Here is a 16,376-nt window from a genome sequence, read left to right on the forward strand (position 1 = left end):
TTATTTGAGCGGGGTTAGGAAGCGGGCGGATTATTGCCGCATCTTTGCGGCCGATTTTAACTTTTGCGCGGCTTGGGCCGTTCCTACCCTACACACGTCCCACGCGCCCCTCCCCCACCTATGGTCAAAAATCTAGTCATCGTCGAATCGCCCGCCAAAGCTAAAACCATCGAGGGCTACCTCGGCAAAGACTTCGTTGTGCGCTCGTCCTTCGGCCACGTCCGCGACTTGCCCAAGGACAATAACGCCATTGATGTTGCCAACGGCTTCAAGCCCACCTACGTAGTATCTGCCGATAAACGCGAGATTATCAGCCAGTTGAAAAAGCTGTCCAAGGAAGCTGAAATCGTATGGCTGGCCAGTGACGATGACCGCGAGGGCGAGGCCATCAGCTGGCACCTGGCCGAAACGCTGAACCTGAACGCCGACAAAACGCGGCGCATCGTGTTCCGCGAAATTACCAAAACGGCCATCCTCAAGGCCATCGACAACCCGCGCGAAATCGACCTGAACCTAGTGAATGCCCAGCAGGCCCGCCGGGTGCTCGACCGGCTGGTAGGCTTCGAGCTGAGCCCGGTGCTCTGGAAAAAAGTAAAGGCCGGCCTCTCGGCCGGGCGGGTGCAGAGCGTGGCCGTGCGGCTGGTCGTGGAGCGCGAGCGGGAAATCAGCGGCTTCACCGTCACGTCGGCCTACCGGGTGGTGGCCCGCTTCGATGCCGGCCGGGGGGCGGTGCTCGAAGCCGAGCTGCCCACCCGCTTTAAAACCCGCGCCGAAGCCGAGGCCTTTCTGGCCCGCTGCGTGGGTGCCGATTATGCCATTCAGAACCTGGAGCAGAAGCCCGGCAAACGCACGCCCGCGCCGCCCTTTACCACGTCTACGCTCCAGCAGGAGGCCTCGCGCAAGCTCGGCTTCTCGGTGGCCCAGACCATGAGCGTGGCCCAGAAGCTCTACGAAGCCGGCCGCATCAGCTACATGCGAACCGACTCGCTGAACCTGTCGGAGGACGCCATTGCGGCCGCTAAAACGGCCATTACCGACGCTTACGGCGCCGAGTATGCGCATACGCGCCACTTCAAAACCAAGTCGGCCTCGGCCCAGGAAGCGCACGAAGCCATCCGCCCCACCGACTTCACGCTGCTCAAAGCCGGCGCCGACTCGCAGGAGCAGCGCCTCTACGACCTCATCCGCAAGCGGGCCATGGCCTCGCAGATGGCCGATGCCGTGATTGAGCGCACCGTAGCCACCATCGGCATCAGCACCCAGCCGGGCGTTACGCTCACGGCCAGCGGCGAGGTTATCACGTTTGAAGGCTTTTTGAAAGCCTACACCGAGAGCAAGGACGACGACGAGCAGGACAGCGACGAGCCTGCCGAATCGTCGTTTTCGCGGGGGCTGCCGCCCCTGAGCGTGGGCCAGCAGCTGCCCTTGCTGCAGTTTACGGCCACCGAGCGGTTTGCCTCGCCGGCGGCCCGCTTTACGGAAGCCTCGCTGGTGAAAAAGCTGGAGGAAATGGGCATCGGCCGGCCTTCCACCTACGCGCCCACCATCAGCACCATCCAGAAGCGCGGCTACGTGGAAAAGGACTCGCGCGAGGGCAAGGAGCGCAAGTTCCACGTGCTCACGCTGGACGGCGAGCAGGTGAAAACCGAAATCAAGACCGAAACTTACGGCGCCGATAAGGCCAAGCTGTTCCCCACCGATGTGGCGATGGTAGTAACGGACTTTCTGGTGGAGCACTTCCCGGCCATCGTGGATTTCCAGTTCACGGCCAAGGTAGAAGACGAGTTCGACCGCATTGCCGACGGCCTCGACAACTGGACCGACATGCTAAGCGGCTTCTACACACCCTTCCATAAAACTGTGGAGCTGGGCGAGGAGATTGAGCGCAGCACGCTGGGCAGCACCCGCGAAATCGGCCTGCACCCCGAAACGGGCCAGAAACTGACGGCGCGCCTCGGCCGCTACGGCCCCTACGTGCAGATTGAGCCGCTCGAAGGTGCCCCCGAAGACGAGAAGCCGGTGTACGCCAGCCTGCGCAAAGGGCAGTTCATCGAGAGCCTCACGCTGGAGGAAGCCCTCGACCTGTTCAAGCTACCGCGGGTAGTAGGCGAGTTTGAGGACAAGAGCATGACGGCTGCCCTTGGCCGCTTCGGCCCCTACATCCGCCACGACAGCAAGTTTTACTCGCTGCGCAAGGACCAGGACCCGCACACCATCACGGGCGACGAGGGCGTGGAGCTGATTGAGGCCAAGCGCAAGGCCGATGCCGAGCGGCTCATCAAGGCTTTCCCCGAAAACCCCGACATCCAGATACTCAACGGCCGCTTCGGGCCCTACATCGTGGCGGGCAAGAAGAACGTGAAGATTCCGAAGGGCGAAGAACCCACCGAGCTGACCCTGGAGCGCTGCCTGGAGCTGGCCGAGGCCACCCCCGACAAGCCCGCCAAAGGCGGCCGCTTCGCCAAGAAAGCCGCGCCCGCCACAGCAGACAAAACAGATACGCCGGCCAAGAAAACGGCCGCTAAGAAGCCGGCCGCCAAGAAAAAGGCGCCAGCCAAGAAAGCGGCCGGCACTACTGCGGCCAAGAAACCGGCCGCCAAGAAGCCAACGAAGAAGGCGGAATAGGCCGGCGGTTGAACCTGGTTTGCTGACGGTGACATCTGCCACCAAAGTATGCTTTCTGAAAAGCTCCGGCCGCCCTGGCCGGAGCTTTTTTTGTGGGTGCGCCAGCAAATAACTAATCTGCAGCCGCGTTCCTGCACTTTACTCTTAAAGCTCTGCCACGTGCCTAAAGCCCATCTTCTGCTGCTGCCTTTCCTGCTGAACTGCACCGGGCCCAACCCCGAATCGGCGGCCACGGGGCTGCCGGCAACGGCTGACACGGCAATTGCCGCCGCGGCCGAAGCACCGGCTCCACCCCTGCCCGACCCGCCCGCGCCCGAACTGTACGCCTGGCTGCCGGCCGGCCGGTACCGGGCCGCCCAGACGGTGGCCGCCCGGTTCGCGCCCCCCAAGGGCTACCAGCGGGTGGCAGTGGCCGCCGGCTCGTTCGGGCACTGGCTGCGCTACCTGCCGCTGCTGCCGGCCGGCGCACCCGTGAAGCTCTACAACGGCCAGCTCAAGGACCGCCAGGATGTGCACGCGGCCGTGCTCGATATGGATGTGGGCTCGCGCGACCTGCAGCAGTGCGCCGACGCCGTTATCCGGCTGCGTGCCGAATATTTGTTCAGCCAGAACCCCGACCAGGTGCATTTCCACCTCACCAGCGGCGACGACATTGGATTCAGGGACTGGTACTCGGGGCGGGGTTTCCGGGTGAAGGGCAACGACGTGCTGCCCGCCGCCCGGCCTGCCGAAGCGCCCAGCCACCCCAACTTCCGCCGCTACCTCGACCAGATCTTCACCTACGCCGGCACCCTTTCGCTGAGCAAGGAACTGCAACCCACGCCCCTGGCCCAGGTGCAGGCCGGCGACGTGCTCATCCGGGGCGGCTCGCCGGGCCACGCCGTGCTGGTGCTCGATGTGGCCGTGCAGCCCGCCACCGGCCGCCGCGTGGTGCTGCTGGCCCAGAGCTATATGCCCGCCCAGCAGATGCACGTACTCACCAACCTGTACGACGATACCGGCCTGGGGGCCTGGTTCTACCTCGACCCCGCTCAGTCGCGCGTTGGTACGCCCGAATGGACGTTCCGGAGCACCGAACTGGGCCGGTTTGTGCAGCTCCAGGAAGACCTATAAGGCTGTCATTCCGACGTAGGAGGAATGACACTTCTGCTACCTTCAATTTCACCAACCACCACCATGAAAAAGATTGTTGCCTTAACCGGGGCCGGCATTTCGGCGGAAAGCGGGCTGGCCACCTTCCGGGGCTCCGATGGGCTCTGGGAGGGCCACCGCATCGAAGATGTAGCCACACCCGAGGGCTGGGCCAGGAACCCGACGCTGGTGCTGGAGTTTTACAACCAGCGCCGCGCCGCTGCCCGGGCGGCCCAACCCAATGCCGGCCACCTCGCCCTGGCCGGGCTGGAAGACGAGTTTGAGGTCGTCGTCATCACCCAGAACGTCGACGACCTGCACGAGCGGGCGGGCTCCTCGCGGGTGCTGCACCTGCACGGCAAGCTGTTCGAGAGCCGCAGCTCGCGCCACGAGGAGCTGGTGTACCCGATGAGCGGTGACCGGATTGAGCTGGGCGAAAAATGCGCGCAAGGCCACCAGCTGCGGCCCAACATTGTGTGGTTCGGCGAGGCGGTGCCCATGATGGATGTGGCCCTCGAAGAAGTAGCCACTACCGATGTGCTGCTGGTGGTAGGCACTTCGCTGCAGGTCTACCCCGCAGCCGGTCTGGTCGATTACGTGCCCCGCACCGCGCCCATCTATATCATTGACCCCGGCCGGCCCCCGGTGTCGGCCCGCCCGCGCCTGCACTTCATCACCGAGCCCGCCACCACCGGCCTGCCCCGCGTGGCGGCGGAGTTGCGGGAACAGCTGGCGGGAAGGTAAGAGTGGCACGGAGTTCAGGCCGTAGCTCCCGGTTACGCCGGATTTAGCCCTACTTGCGTCCCGCTTACATTCTTTACCTGATCGAATTAGCGGTTACTATTCGGGCTACGGACTGCAGTCTGTGCCCCATTTCCCTGCTCATGGCTTCTATAGTCGGACACTGCGTATTAGGCGCCACGCTGGGTAAGCTGCTGCTGCCCGAGCGGCGCTACTGGCCCTACTGGCTGCTGGCCGCCGCCTGCGCCTTCCTGCCCGATGCCGACGTGGTCGGCTTCAAGTTGCACGTGGCCTACGGCAGTATGTGGGGCCACCGCGGGCTGAGTCATTCGCTGCTGGCGGCCGTGGTGGTCGCTACTGCGGCAGTGTTGCTGGTGGGTGGCCGGACCAGCGCGCCACCGCGTGGGCGGTTGTGGCTGCTGCTGTTTCTGGCTACGGCCTCGCACGGCATACTCGACGCCCTGACAACCGGCGGCCTGGGCGTGGCTTTTTTCAGCCCGTTTGATGCGGAACGGCACTTCTTTGGGTTCCGGCCCATTGCCGTTTCACCGATTGGGGTAAAAAACTTTTTGGGTGAATGGGGCGCGCGGGTACTAAGGAGCGAATTGAAGTGGGTCGTCCTGCCGTGTGCATTGGTACTACTGGGGCAGGCGGCCGTGCGGCGCGGGGTGCGCGCTGCTTGGCCGAGCAGTTAATCAGAAAATTTAAGGCTGGATTAAATCGGAAATCGGGCCGGTCCGTACAAGAAAACCCTACACGTTTTCTTCTATGGTATTTAGCTACGCCCGCACGCTGCTGACGGGGTTGGGCCTCACGGCCTCCTTGTCGGTTTTCGCTCAGAATTCTCCCGGCCCGGCTCACACGGTATACCTGCTCGGCAACACCGCCGGCGCCGAGCTGCCGGCCCGCCATCTGCAAGCCCTGCGCCGCACCCTGGAAGGGCAAACCGGCCCGTTTACGGTGGTGCATTTGGGCGACGTGGTGGCTGCCGAGGGCCTGGGCGGCAAGCAGGATTCCAGCCGCACCGGCCAGACCGAGCGCATTGACGCCCTGATTGCGCTGGTAAAAGGCCTCCCGAACGGTAAGCTGTTCTTCGTGCCCGGCGACAAGGACTGGGACAACTCCGGCCCCGACGGCCTCAAGCGGGTGCGACGGCTCGAAAAGTACATCAGCAAGCACAACGGCGCGCACACCTTCATTCCCGAAAACGGCTGCCCCGGCCCCTACATCATTGATGTGGCGCCCCAGGTGCGGCTGGTGGCCCTCAACTCGCCCTGGTTTACCCACCCCTACAACAAGCCCGAGGCCCCCGATACCGACTGCAAAACCCTGACCCAGGAGGAATTTCGCGAGCAGCTCCAGGACGTACTCGACGACACCAAGGACCGCAACGTGCTGCTGGTGGGCCACCAGCCCGTCGTCAGCAATGGCGAATATGGCGGCAACATGCCGCTGGGCCGCTACCTGTGGCCGCCGGTGGCCGGGGCCATCAGCGCAGCCTACCGTCAGAACGTGGGCACGCCCCGCGACCTGGCCAACCCGCGCTACCAGGAGTTTCAGAAAGAAGTGCTCAATACGCTGCGCGACCACCCGGGCGCGGTGTATGCTTCGGCCCACGATTACAGCTTGCAGCTTACGCCGTTGCAGGGCAGCTACCACCTGGTAGCCGGCTCGTTTACCAGAGCCCGGTACGTAGCCAACAACCGCGACTCGCAATTCAACGAGGCTCAGCAGGGCTTTTCGGCGCTGGAATACTACGCCGACGGCACCGTAAAAACCACTTTTTTCACGTTTAGCAAAACGGGCGACGCCGTGCAGTCGGCCTATGCGGGCACGCTGTTTCAGAGCGCCTGCCAGGAGCCGCGCCTGCCCAATGTGCCGGTGAACAGCTTTATTCCCGAGTGTCCCTCGGCCCCCAAAGGCGTGGCCGAGCCCAAACCCGATGTGCCTTTTGTAGCCGTGCAGACCTTGCCGGCCGGCGCCCAGTACGGCGGTACCAAATCGTCGCGGTTCTGGCTGGGGCCGGCCTACCGCACGTCGTGGACCCAGCCGGTACAGGTGCGCACCCTCGATTTGGGCAACGAGCTGGGCGGGCTGCGGCCCTTCGGGCGCGGCGGCGGACGCCAGACAACCTCGCTTAAACTGATTGCCGCCGACTCGTCGGAGTACGTGTTCCGGTCGGTGGACAAGGACGTGACCAAGATTCTGCCGCCCGAGCTGCGCCGCTCGTTCGCGGCCGACGTGCTGCGCGACATCACGCCCACGGCCCACCCCTACTCGGCGTTGGTTATCAGCTCGCTGCTCGACAAAACCGATATTCTGCACGCCCGGCCCCGGCTGTTCGTGCTGCCCGACAACCAGCAGCTCGGCCCCTACCGCGACGATTACGCCGGCCTGCTCGGTACGCTCGAAGAGCGCCCCAAGGACCCCAAGCCCAACCTGCCGGGCTTTGCGGGCGCCGATAACATCCGCCGCTCGTTCAGCTTTTTCCGCCAGCTCTACAAAGACAACGACAACCGCGTAGACGCCGTGGCCCTGGGTCGCTCCCGGGCCTTCGATATGCTGGTGGCCGACTTCGGCAAGCACGAGGACAACTTCAAGTGGGCCGCCTACGAGGACGGCAAAAAGGCGCTCTACAAGCCCATTCCGCGCGACCGGGACCAGGCCTTTACCCTCTGGAACGGCACACTGACCTACCTGGCCAACCGCGAATGGGCCCTGCCCAGCATCGAGGATTTTCAGGGCGAGTTTGGCGACATGAAGAGCCTGAACTGGCCCGCCCGCCACCTCGACCGGTTCCTGCTGCAAAGCCTCAACCGCCAGCAGTGGCAGGACATTGCCCGGTACCTGCAAGCCAACATCACCCCGGCCGCCATCGACGAGGCCACGGCCACCCTGCCACCCGAGCTTCAGCACCTGTCGACCGACGACATCAACCGCAAACTTAAATCGCGCATTCAGGCGCTGCCCGCGGCCCTGGACCGCTACTACCTGCTGCTGGCCCAGCGCGTGGATGTGGTGGGTTCCAACAAGGGCGAGGTGTTCTTGGTAAACCGGCTGGCCGATGGTACGGTGCGGGTGCAGCTATTCGACCGGGCCAGTGAAGGCAACGAGCCCAACGGCCCGGCCCTGTTCGACCGCACCTTTCAGCCCAAGGAAACCGAGGAAATCAGCCTCTATGGCCTGGCGGGCCGCGACATCTTTACGGTAACCGGCGAGGCCAGCAACAGCATTCTGGTGCGCATCATCGGGGGCGACGGCAAAGACCAGATCATCGATAACTCGCGGGTGCGGGGGCTGCGCACGCTCACTAAAGTGTACGACGTGCCCGACACCGAAATGCAACTCGGTTCCGAGGCCGACAACCGTACTTCGACCAAGCCCGGCGTGAATGCCTACGACCGCGAGCAGTTCGAATTCAACTCCTACCGGCCCACTATTGGGCTGGGCTACAACCGCAACGACGGCTTCGCGGCCAGCGCGGGCGTGTCGTTCCTGCGCCAGGGTTTCCGCAAGCCGGGCTATAAGAACCGCTACGATTTCCTGCTGGAGGGCAGTACCGGCGGCCAGCGCCAGTTCACGGCCAGCACCCGCCACCGTTACGCCATCGGCAAGGTCGATGCGGGCGCAACCTTCAGTTATGGCAGCTACTTCCCGTTCTACAACTTCTTCGGCCTGGGCAACAACACCGAAATCAGCCAGGACCGCTACGACGACAAGTTCTACCGGGCCCGCTACAAGGGCATTCAGGTGAGCGGCTTCCTGGAGCGCACGTTCTTCCAGCGCAGCGTGCTGCGCCTGGGCCCCAGCTACGAGTATTACAACAACGATTTTGCGGCCGACAGCTATCTGGGCACGCTGCCCAACACGCCCGGCACGCCCAACGACCAGCAGCCCAACACCAGCTTTCAGCGCCTGGTGGGCCTGAACGCGCTGTTCGACCTCGACCTGCGCGACCGGCCCAGCTTTGCCCAGCGCGGCATCCGCCTGCTGGTCCAGCACGATTCCTACCATCAGCTGAATGGCACCAAGGGCAACTTTGGCCTTACCCAGGGCTTTGCCCAATACTACGGCACGGCCCGGATCCTGATTCCGATGACGCTGGTAGTGAAGGGCGGCGGCGCCAAAAACTACGGCAACAACGACGACATTCCGTTCTACAAGTTCACCAGCCTGGGCCTGCGCGAAGGCCTGCGCGGCTACTACCGCAACCGCTTCAGCGGCGACGCCAGCCTCTACCTTAACACGGAGCTGCGCCTCGCTTTGGGCCGCTCCAAGAACGGCTTCCTGCCCTTCTCCTACGGCGCCTTCGGCTTCTACGACCGGGGCCGGGTGTACCTGAACGGCTCCTCGCCCGGCGGCTGGCACCAGGGCTACGGCGCGGGCCTCTACATCGCGCCCGTCTCCGACCAGTTCGCCCTGTCGGTTTCCTACCAGAAATCCGTGGAAAACAACCTGCTCCAGTTCGGCCTGGGCTTCCGGATTGACAAATAAATGAGTGTTCAGTTGCCAGTGGTGAGTTGCCAGTTGTCAGTTGCCAGTTAGAAGCACGGTCATTCTGAGCGCAGCGGAGCGGAGTCGAAGAATCTCGCGTGCTATGCTAACCCTGTCGTCAGGATTACTTTGGCAAAGTCAGCACGCGAGATTCTTCGACTTCGCTCCGCTTCGCTCAGAATGACCGTGCTTCTAACTGGCAACTGACAACTGGCAACTCACCCCTGGCAACCGGCTATTGAACCCCTATATTTGCTCATGCAGTTTCCTCTCCTCAAGCTTGCCGCCATTGATATTGGGTCGAACGCGGTGCGCTGCCAGATTTCGGCCGTATTGCACCACGAAGACCGGTACCGGCTCAAGCGGGTCGAGTATATCCGGTACCCGCTGCGGCTGGGCGAAGACGTGTTTGCTACGGGTCGGATTTCGGAGCCCAAGCAGGCCAAGTTTATCAAGTTGCTGCACGCGCTCCGGCTGCTGATGGAGGTGCACGATGTGGCGCCCAACCACTACCTCATCTGTGCTACCTCGGCCATGCGCACCGCCGTAAATGGGCCCGAAGTGGCCGCTCTTATTCAGCACGAGCTGGGTATGCGCGTGAACGTGATTGACGGTCAGGCCGAAGCGCTGTACATCAACCGCGTAATTGAGCACCTGCTTGAAGACAACAAGCACTACCTGCACATCGATGTGGGCGGGGGCAGCACCGAGTTCAATATTTACCACAACCGCCGCAAGGTGGCTTCCCAGTCGTTTGAGGTGGGCAGCATCCGGCGAATGCAGCAGGAAGAGGCCGGCCTGAGCACCGACGCCATGCGGGCCACCTGGCAGCGCATGGAAGACTGGGTGCGCGAGAATGGCCGCCGTTACCAGGTGTCGCGGGCCATTGGCACGGGCGGCAACATCAACAAGCTCTACAGCATGGCCCAGGCCGGCACCGCCCTCGACCGGCCCGTAAGCCGCCAGCGCATTGCCGATGTGCTGAAAAGCATCACCGAAATGAGCATGGATGAGCGCGTGAACGTGGCCCTGCTCAACCCCGACCGCGCCGACGTTATCGTACCCGCCGGCCACATTTACGTCTCGGCCATGGAGTGGGCCGATGTGCAGCACATGTTCGTGCCCGATATCGGCCTCAAGGATGGTATGCTGCAAACCCTGTTTGAGGAGCACTTCGAAGAATTCCGCGCCCGCGACGACCACCGCCCCGGCGGCCCCACCACCACCATCAAAAGCCGCCCTACCGAGATAGAGTAACGGCGAAATAGTGAGATGGTGAAATGGTGAGTTGCTGTTCAAAGGGCCCGATTGCGCTACTTGCGCCAACAGGTCTCCCGAACGGCAATTCACCATTTCACTATCTCACTATTTCACCTCATGCCAAATCGGCTTCTTCCTGGGCGTCGTAATCTAGGCCGGCGCTCATCGGGACTTCCTTCTGGCGGCGGACGGGCTCGGGCTCGACTTCGCCGGGCGCGGGGGGCAGCATTTCCGACGTAATGACGACCACGGCTTCCTTGGGCTGGTCGTTGGCATTCTTGGAAGAAGCCTGAATGTTGGCCACCGACAGCCAATCATCATAGAGTGCCTCCTCGGGCATAACGGTGAAGTTGCGGCTGTAGAACTCCTTGTGCAGGTTGGACACCGGCTCGCCCTCCACCGGCGTGCGGCGCACGTAGGCGCCATCCTCGCGCATCACGTAGGTGTTCTGGTTGTCGAGCAGGTTGTAGTAGAGGATGTTGGTGGCTTCGCGCTTAATCTGGGGGTTGGCCAGCAGAAACAGCGCCTCCAGCCGCCGCTCGAAGGAGCGCACCATCATATCGGCCGAGCCGGCGTACACTTTCGGGGTGCCGGCCTGGTGGAAGTAGAACAGCCGGGCGTGCTCCAGGTAGTCGCCCACGATGCTGCGCACCTCGATGTTCTCGCTCAGGCCTGCCCGGCCCGGCCGCAGGCAGCAGATGCCGCGCACGATAAACCGGATGGGCACGCCGGCCTTGCTGGCCTTGTAGAACTCGTCAATCATCTCCTTGTCTTCCAGCGAGTTCATCTTCATCACGATGCCGCTGGGCAGGCCCTTCTTGGCGTTCTTTATTTCTTCCCGAATCAGGCAGACCAGTTGCTGGCGCATGTCTTTGGGGGCCGTAATCAGGTATTCGTACTCGTCGGGCTGGCTGTGGCCGGTGATTACGTTGAAGAATTCCGACACGTCGTGGCCGTACACTTCGTCGGTGGTCAGCAAACTCACGTCGGTGTAGATGCGCGAGGTCTGCTCGTTGTAGTTGCCGGTGCCCAGGTGCACGTAGCGCGTCACTTTCTCGCCTTCGCGGCGGATAATCATGAGCATTTTGGTGTGGGTCTTGAACTTGCTGACCCCGTAAATCACGAAGCAGCCGGCCTTTTCGAGCCGCGCCCCTTCCCGGATGTTGCGCTCCTCATCAAAGCGCGCCTTCACCTCGAACAGCACCGATACATGCTTGCCGTTTTCGGCCGCCTTCAGCAGCGCGGCCGTTACCCGCGAGTCGTCGGCGAGGCGGTAAATGGTTTGCTTGATGCCCAGCACGTGCGGGTCTTCGGCAGCCTGCTCCAGCAGCCGCACCACCGGGTCGATGCTGTTGTAGGGGTGGTGCAGCAGCACATCCTGGTGCTTGAGGTAATCGAACAGGTTCTCCTCCACCGTGTCGGGCAGCGTGAGGGGCGGCACTGGCGCGGGCTGCTTGAAGCCTTTACTGCGGAAGTTGGGGTGCTTGAGAATCTGGAGCAGGCCCTTCATGTCGAGCAGCGAGTTGATAACGAACACGTTGCCGTTGTCGATATTCCACCGCTCGCGCAGCACCTGCATCAGGAAAGCGGCCGCGTTAGGCTCCACTTCCAGGCGCACCACCCGGCCCTTCTTGCGGGTTTTCAGGCCCGATTGAATCTCCTTGATGAAATTGGCGTCGATGTCGTCCGATTCTTCCAGCGTGAAGTCGCCGTTGCGGGTAATGCGAAACAAATCGGCCGACAGGATTTCGACGTTACGGAACAGCTTGGGCAGGTTGGCCCGCACAATTTCCTCGATGGGCACGAACAGCACCTTGTCGCGCCGCGTGAGCTCGAAAAAGCGCGACAGGTTCTGCGGAATCTGCACGAACGTGAGCCGCTCCTGCCCTTTTTCCATCTCGATGTCGCCCGAGCCCGTGCGCGTCACTACCCCGAAGATGAGCATCTGGTTCATCATCATTGGGAAGCCGTGGTACGAGTCGTAGACCATGGGCGTGAGCAGCGGAAACACCGTGTTCTTGAAGTAGCCGTCGGCCTTTTTCAGCTCCACCTCCGTCAGCTCGCTCAGGGCCAGCACATTGAAGCCGTTCTTCTCGAACTGCGGCTTCAAATCGTTCAAATACGTCATCGACTGGTCGTTGACGAAGCGGTGGGCAAAGTCGAGCAGCTTGCGCCGGAAGGGCATTTCGCGTAGCCCCGAGTAATCGACGCGCTCCTTGCCGTAGTCGATATAGTTATAGAGCGAGCCCACCCGAATCATAAAAAACTCGTCGAGGTTGGAGCTGGTAATGGCCATAAAGCGCAGCCTATCGAACAGCGAGCGGCTGGTGTCGCGGGCCTGGTCGAGTACCCGGTAGTTGAAGCGCAGCCAGCTCAGGTCGCGGCTGATGTACTTGCTTTTACGAATCAGGTCGGCGGATTTGAAGACTTTCATAGGATCACGGATGGGCACGGATTTTAACGGATTACACGGATTTCGTGGGCGTTTTTTCCCGAAACTCTCGCCGTTTGGCAAGTTACAGGCTTCGGCTGGTTTAGCATCCCTTAGTCGACAAAAGAAAATCTAGCCTGAATCCGAAACCGACACAGTTTGGCGGCTTCAGTTGTTACGTTTGGGCTTTCGTTCACCACTTGCTCCTGCAAATTGATGACTGCCCCGCCCGAAATGCCGGCCGAAACCCTGCTCGCCGAGTGGGAAGCCCACGCCCAGCCTGCCCAAACGCCCGACTACCCCGCCAACCGGGCGCGGGTGGCCGCCCAATTCGCCACGCTGTGCGCGGTGCTCATCGATAACGACGCGGATATCAACGTCGATGTGGACGATGCGCGCGCCGTGCTGCGCCACGCCACCAGCCTGCGGGTGGGCAGCGCCGGCAGCAGCGGCCCCGGCCGGGCCCTGCGGGCGGCCCGGCAGGCGGCGGCCGAGGCCCAGGCCTACCACCTCGGCCCCGCCCCTGAGGCCCCCACCGCCACGGCTTTGCTCAGCATCCTCTCCCACCCTACCGCCGAGTTGGAAATGGACGAGCTAACCACCATCACGGAGTATTTGCAGCAAACGCTGGGCAACCACCAAACAGAAGTCATCTTCGGCCACGGCCTACAAGCCGGTTTGCCCACCGAACTATGGGTGGGTGTACTGTTCGGCTACGGCCCGCCCCTGCCGCCGCAACCGCCGCGCCTGCTCCAGCCCGCGCCGCCGCCCACCAACGCCCGCACCGGCCGCGACTTTTACTTCGAGGCTGCCGCTTACCTTTTCATGCAACGCCGCCGGGCCAGCAGCTCCCTGCTGCAACGGCAGTTTTTAATCGGCTACAACTACGCCACCCGCCTGCTAAACGAGCTGGCCGCCGCCCACATCATCGCCCCCGACCCCGAAGGCCGCGGCTGGCGGCTGTTGGTAGCGGATGAAGCGGCGCTGAACGAGTTGTTGGCGGGGTTGGACGAAAAATTAGGAGATTGAGATTTTAGTGGCTTTATTAGCGAACCTATTGCCCGACTTTGAACATCCATTACAAACTATTTGAAGAGATATTTTAACACCATCTTTCCATGTTACTACTGAAATCCGAGATGCAAATGCTCAAATTAACATATAGTTTATTTTCATAATATATGAATTATTTTTTAATTTTTTTGATTTATTTCAAACCAAATTGTTTTTTTAATATGGAAAGTTTCAACAAATATTTAGAATCTTTATACGCTTCTAAGTGGCAAGATTTATTCGACTCAATCTATCCTCTTTTAACAGATGATAATGTTGAAGATACTCCTGCTTGCCCGTTACTACTCAAAGTTGAAGATGAAGAATTTTATAGTAATGCCGATATAAGGATAATGATTTTTGGCCAAGAAACGAATAGCTGGTATGAGCCTTTTCATAAGGACATGAATTCAATTATCGGTTACTACGATAAATTTTTCAATTCTGGTGAATGCTGGCACTATTCTGGTCAATTTTGGAATGGAGTGAGCAGATTCGTAAAGCTTATAAAGGAGCGTCATCCTGATAAATCCATTGCTTTGCTTTGGAATAATATAACTAAAATAGGCAGACATGAAGGAATTGGATTTCCATCAGCTCCTATTCATCAAGTGGAAAGAGAACATTTTTCAATTATTCCTCAAGAAATTGAAATTCTAAAACCTAATATTATATTATTCTTAACAGGACCTAACTATGATTCTGTTATCAGTGAAGTATTCGGCGACTTAAACATGAATGCTGTTTCAGATGATTTCACGACACGTCAGTTAGCTCGCCTTGAACTACCAAATGTGGGATTTGCGGTCCGTACTTATCATCCCGGATATTTATGGCGCAATGATATTGACAAATATTTTGATGTTATTCTAAACGAGTTCGATAGAAGTATAGGAGTTAATTAAAGCGTCCAAATGTCCCCCTACACCACCCTGCGGCAGCTGCACCTGATAACCCGGCTGCAACGGTTTCCGGGGCAGCCGGTGCCGTTTGCGGAGCTGCGGCGCTACCTGCTGGAGCAAACCAGCGTCGGTGACCGGCAGGGCAGCTACGGGGAGCGCACCTTCGGGCGCGACCGGGACCAGATTGCCGAGCTGTTCGGCGTCAGCATCCGCAGCCGCCGCCACCAGGGCTACTACATCGCCGAAACCGAGCTGCTGCCGCCCGGCCACGCGGCCCTGCTGGAGGCCCTGGAGTTGCGCGAGTTTTTGCGTCTACCGGCTGCGCTGGCCCCCTTCGTGCAAGCCGAGGCCCGGCGGCCGCTGGGGCTGGAGTATCTGCGGCCGCTGCTGCGGGCGGCCCAGGCGGGGCACATCGTGGAGCTGCGCTACCAGAAGCACTGGGAGCCGGCCGCCGCGCCCCGGAGCCTGGGGCCGTTGCTGCTGCGCGAGTCGCGGGGGCGCTGGTACGTGCTGGGCATGATGGAAGGCAGCGGCCACCTCGCCTGCTTCGGCCTCGACCGCATCCGGCAGCTCACGCCCACCACCCGTCCCTTCCGGCCACCCGCCGGCTTCGAGGCGGCCAGCTACTTTGCCCACTGCTTCGGCATCACCCGCCCCACCGATGGCCAGGAGCCCGCGCGTATCCGCCTGCGCTTCGCGCCCGTGCAGGGCCGCTACGCCCTCAGCTACCCGCTGCACGCCTCCCAACAGCTCGAATCAGAAACCGAAGACGCTATTTGCCTTAGCCTGAATGTATACGACACCCACGAGCTGCGAATGGAGCTGCTCAGCTACGGGGGGGAGGTGGAAGTGCTGGAACCGCCTGACCTGCGTACATGGCTGCGGGAGGCGCACGGGGCGGCAGCATAGCAAGGTGTACAGGCGGTTTCCGCTTCTTAATGCAAAAGGGTCCGGGCGTCGATGCCCGGACCCTTTTGCATTAAGAAGTTTTGCACGCTCCCACCAGTTCCTCGTCCGGCTCATCGGCGGGCTTGGGCGGCGGGGGTGGCGTGGGGCGGCGGCGGCGCTGGTCGGTGGTTACCAGCAGGGCCAGAGCCGTGAGCGAGAGGCGCAGGAGCCATTTGTGGCTAAGCATAATCAGCGGGCGAAGAAGGCATCAGCGGGCGAAGAAGGCGTTGTTGTTTTCCACCGTCAGGTCGCAGCGGCTGCCACCGGTATTTTCCTCGCACGAGGTGCCCACGATTTCGTTGCGCTCGAAGTTGAAGTAGCAGAACGTGCAGCCCACGCTGTTGAGGATGTAGCGCGGGGCGTTGGAACTCAGGTACAGGCTGTTATCGGACGAGCTTTGCAGCGGAATGGCCATGGCCCGGAAGCGGCCGTCGAGCAGGCCCATGCCCACGAGGTAGTACACCGCCTTATCCTTGGGCGTTTCCTGCACCTTGCGGATGATGGTTTTATTGACCGACGTACCGTCGCCAAACTGCCGGGTGAACCGAGTGGCCAGCTCCTGCTTGTTGGTCAGGTATTCCACTTTGCTGTTCACTACCTGGGCAATCTGCTTGCTGGTGGCTTCCAGCTGCCGCCGTCCCAGCTCGTCGGGGTTGTTGTTGGGGGAGCTGACTTCCGGGAAGCCCCGCTTGGTGGTTTCGCAGGCACTCAGCCCGCCCAGCAGCAGGGCGGCGCTCAGGCAGGCAGCGGCGCTGTTACGCAGAAAACGATTCATCATTAAAGTTACAGAT

Annotated in this window: 12 protein-coding genes; 9 read left to right on the forward strand and 3 right to left on the reverse strand. The window is 61.3% G+C overall.

Translation table 11 applies throughout. From position 1 onward, the window contains the following. The first annotated feature begins 120 nt into the window (after window positions 1-120). From topA to BMY67_RS09985, 6 genes are all read left to right on the forward strand, one after another. The gene (topA, locus tag BMY67_RS09960; RefSeq protein ID WP_092770984.1) at window positions 121-2,625 is read left to right on the forward strand and encodes a type I DNA topoisomerase; all 2,505 of its coding nucleotides are present in this window, start codon (window positions 121-123) and stop codon (window positions 2,623-2,625) included. A gap of 159 nt (window positions 2,626-2,784) precedes the next feature. After that, window positions 2,785-3,738 (forward strand): DUF4846 domain-containing protein, encoded by a 954-nt coding sequence (locus BMY67_RS09965; RefSeq protein ID WP_218144611.1) that lies wholly within the window; start codon window positions 2,785-2,787, stop codon window positions 3,736-3,738. 63 nt (window positions 3,739-3,801) lie between these two features. Next, window positions 3,802-4,500, forward strand: a complete 699-nt coding sequence (locus BMY67_RS09970; protein ID WP_092770988.1) for an SIR2 family NAD-dependent protein deacylase — start codon at window positions 3,802-3,804, stop codon at window positions 4,498-4,500. A 140-nt stretch (window positions 4,501-4,640) separates the two neighbouring features. Next, window positions 4,641-5,192: a metal-dependent hydrolase gene (locus BMY67_RS09975; protein ID WP_092770990.1), complete on the forward strand. Its 552-nt coding sequence runs from the start codon at window positions 4,641-4,643 to the stop codon at window positions 5,190-5,192. Window positions 5,193-5,265: 73 nt separating this feature from the next. Then, window positions 5,266-8,991 (forward strand): BamA/TamA family outer membrane protein, encoded by a 3,726-nt coding sequence (locus tag BMY67_RS09980; protein ID WP_092770992.1) that lies wholly within the window; start codon window positions 5,266-5,268, stop codon window positions 8,989-8,991. A 258-nt stretch (window positions 8,992-9,249) separates the two neighbouring features. Beyond that, the gene (locus BMY67_RS09985; RefSeq protein ID WP_092770994.1) at window positions 9,250-10,248 is read left to right on the forward strand and encodes a Ppx/GppA phosphatase family protein; all 999 of its coding nucleotides are present in this window, start codon (window positions 9,250-9,252) and stop codon (window positions 10,246-10,248) included. A gap of 118 nt (window positions 10,249-10,366) precedes the next feature. Here the strand turns inward: BMY67_RS09985 and ppk1 are convergent, their stop codons facing one another. Beyond that, window positions 10,367-12,685, reverse strand: a complete 2,319-nt coding sequence (gene ppk1, locus BMY67_RS09990) for a polyphosphate kinase 1 (protein WP_092770996.1) — start codon at window positions 12,683-12,685, stop codon at window positions 10,367-10,369. Between the two features lie 213 nt (window positions 12,686-12,898). Here ppk1 and BMY67_RS09995 point away from each other — a divergent pair, with 213 nt between their 5' ends. From BMY67_RS09995 to BMY67_RS10000, 3 genes are all read left to right on the forward strand, one after another. Continuing rightward, window positions 12,899-13,711 carry a DNA translocase FtsK gene (locus BMY67_RS09995; protein WP_092770998.1) on the forward strand — a complete coding sequence of 271 codons (813 nt, stop codon included), beginning with the start codon at window positions 12,899-12,901 and terminating at the stop codon, window positions 13,709-13,711. A 206-nt stretch (window positions 13,712-13,917) separates the two neighbouring features. After that, entirely contained in the window at window positions 13,918-14,640 is a 723-nt protein-coding gene (locus BMY67_RS18930; RefSeq protein ID WP_177189773.1) for a hypothetical protein, read from the forward strand. A 9-nt stretch (window positions 14,641-14,649) separates the two neighbouring features. Further along, window positions 14,650-15,546: a helix-turn-helix transcriptional regulator gene (locus BMY67_RS10000; protein WP_092771000.1), complete on the forward strand. Its 897-nt coding sequence runs from the start codon at window positions 14,650-14,652 to the stop codon at window positions 15,544-15,546. A 70-nt stretch (window positions 15,547-15,616) separates the two neighbouring features. Here the strand turns inward: BMY67_RS10000 and BMY67_RS19330 are convergent, their stop codons facing one another. Both BMY67_RS19330 and BMY67_RS10005 read right to left on the reverse strand, forming a co-directional pair. Next, window positions 15,617-15,772, reverse strand: coding sequence for a hypothetical protein (locus BMY67_RS19330; RefSeq protein ID WP_177189774.1), 156 nt, complete (start codon window positions 15,770-15,772; stop codon window positions 15,617-15,619). A gap of 21 nt (window positions 15,773-15,793) precedes the next feature. Beyond that, entirely contained in the window at window positions 15,794-16,360 is a 567-nt protein-coding gene (locus BMY67_RS10005; protein ID WP_092771002.1) for a hypothetical protein, read from the reverse strand. Between the last annotated feature and the right edge of the window lie 16 nt (window positions 16,361-16,376).

The organism is Hymenobacter actinosclerus (genome assembly GCF_900111515.1).
Lineage (GTDB): Bacteria > Bacteroidota > Bacteroidia > Cytophagales > Hymenobacteraceae > Hymenobacter > Hymenobacter actinosclerus.

What these genes read in the sequence shown, in the direction of transcription:
- topA (WP_092770984.1), top strand. Translation starts at nt 121, where the DNA reads ATGGTCAAAAATCTAGTCATCGTCGAATCGCCCGCCAAAGCTAAAACC.
- BMY67_RS09970 (WP_092770988.1), top strand. Translation starts at nt 3,802, where the DNA reads ATGAAAAAGATTGTTGCCTTAACCGGGGCCGGCATTTCGGCGGAAAGC.
- BMY67_RS09975 (WP_092770990.1), top strand. Translation starts at nt 4,641, where the DNA reads ATGGCTTCTATAGTCGGACACTGCGTATTAGGCGCCACGCTGGGTAAG.
- BMY67_RS09980 (WP_092770992.1), top strand. Translation starts at nt 5,266, where the DNA reads ATGGTATTTAGCTACGCCCGCACGCTGCTGACGGGGTTGGGCCTCACG.
- BMY67_RS09985 (WP_092770994.1), top strand. Translation starts at nt 9,250, where the DNA reads ATGCAGTTTCCTCTCCTCAAGCTTGCCGCCATTGATATTGGGTCGAAC.
- ppk1 (WP_092770996.1), bottom strand. Translation starts at nt 12,685, where the DNA reads ATGAAAGTCTTCAAATCCGCCGACCTGATTCGTAAAAGCAAGTACATC.
- BMY67_RS09995 (WP_092770998.1), top strand. Translation starts at nt 12,899, where the DNA reads ATGACTGCCCCGCCCGAAATGCCGGCCGAAACCCTGCTCGCCGAGTGG.
- BMY67_RS18930 (WP_177189773.1), top strand. Translation starts at nt 13,918, where the DNA reads ATGGAAAGTTTCAACAAATATTTAGAATCTTTATACGCTTCTAAGTGG.
- BMY67_RS10000 (WP_092771000.1), top strand. Translation starts at nt 14,650, where the DNA reads ATGTCCCCCTACACCACCCTGCGGCAGCTGCACCTGATAACCCGGCTG.
- BMY67_RS19330 (WP_177189774.1), bottom strand. Translation starts at nt 15,772, where the DNA reads ATGCTTAGCCACAAATGGCTCCTGCGCCTCTCGCTCACGGCTCTGGCC.
- BMY67_RS10005 (WP_092771002.1), bottom strand. Translation starts at nt 16,360, where the DNA reads ATGAATCGTTTTCTGCGTAACAGCGCCGCTGCCTGCCTGAGCGCCGCC.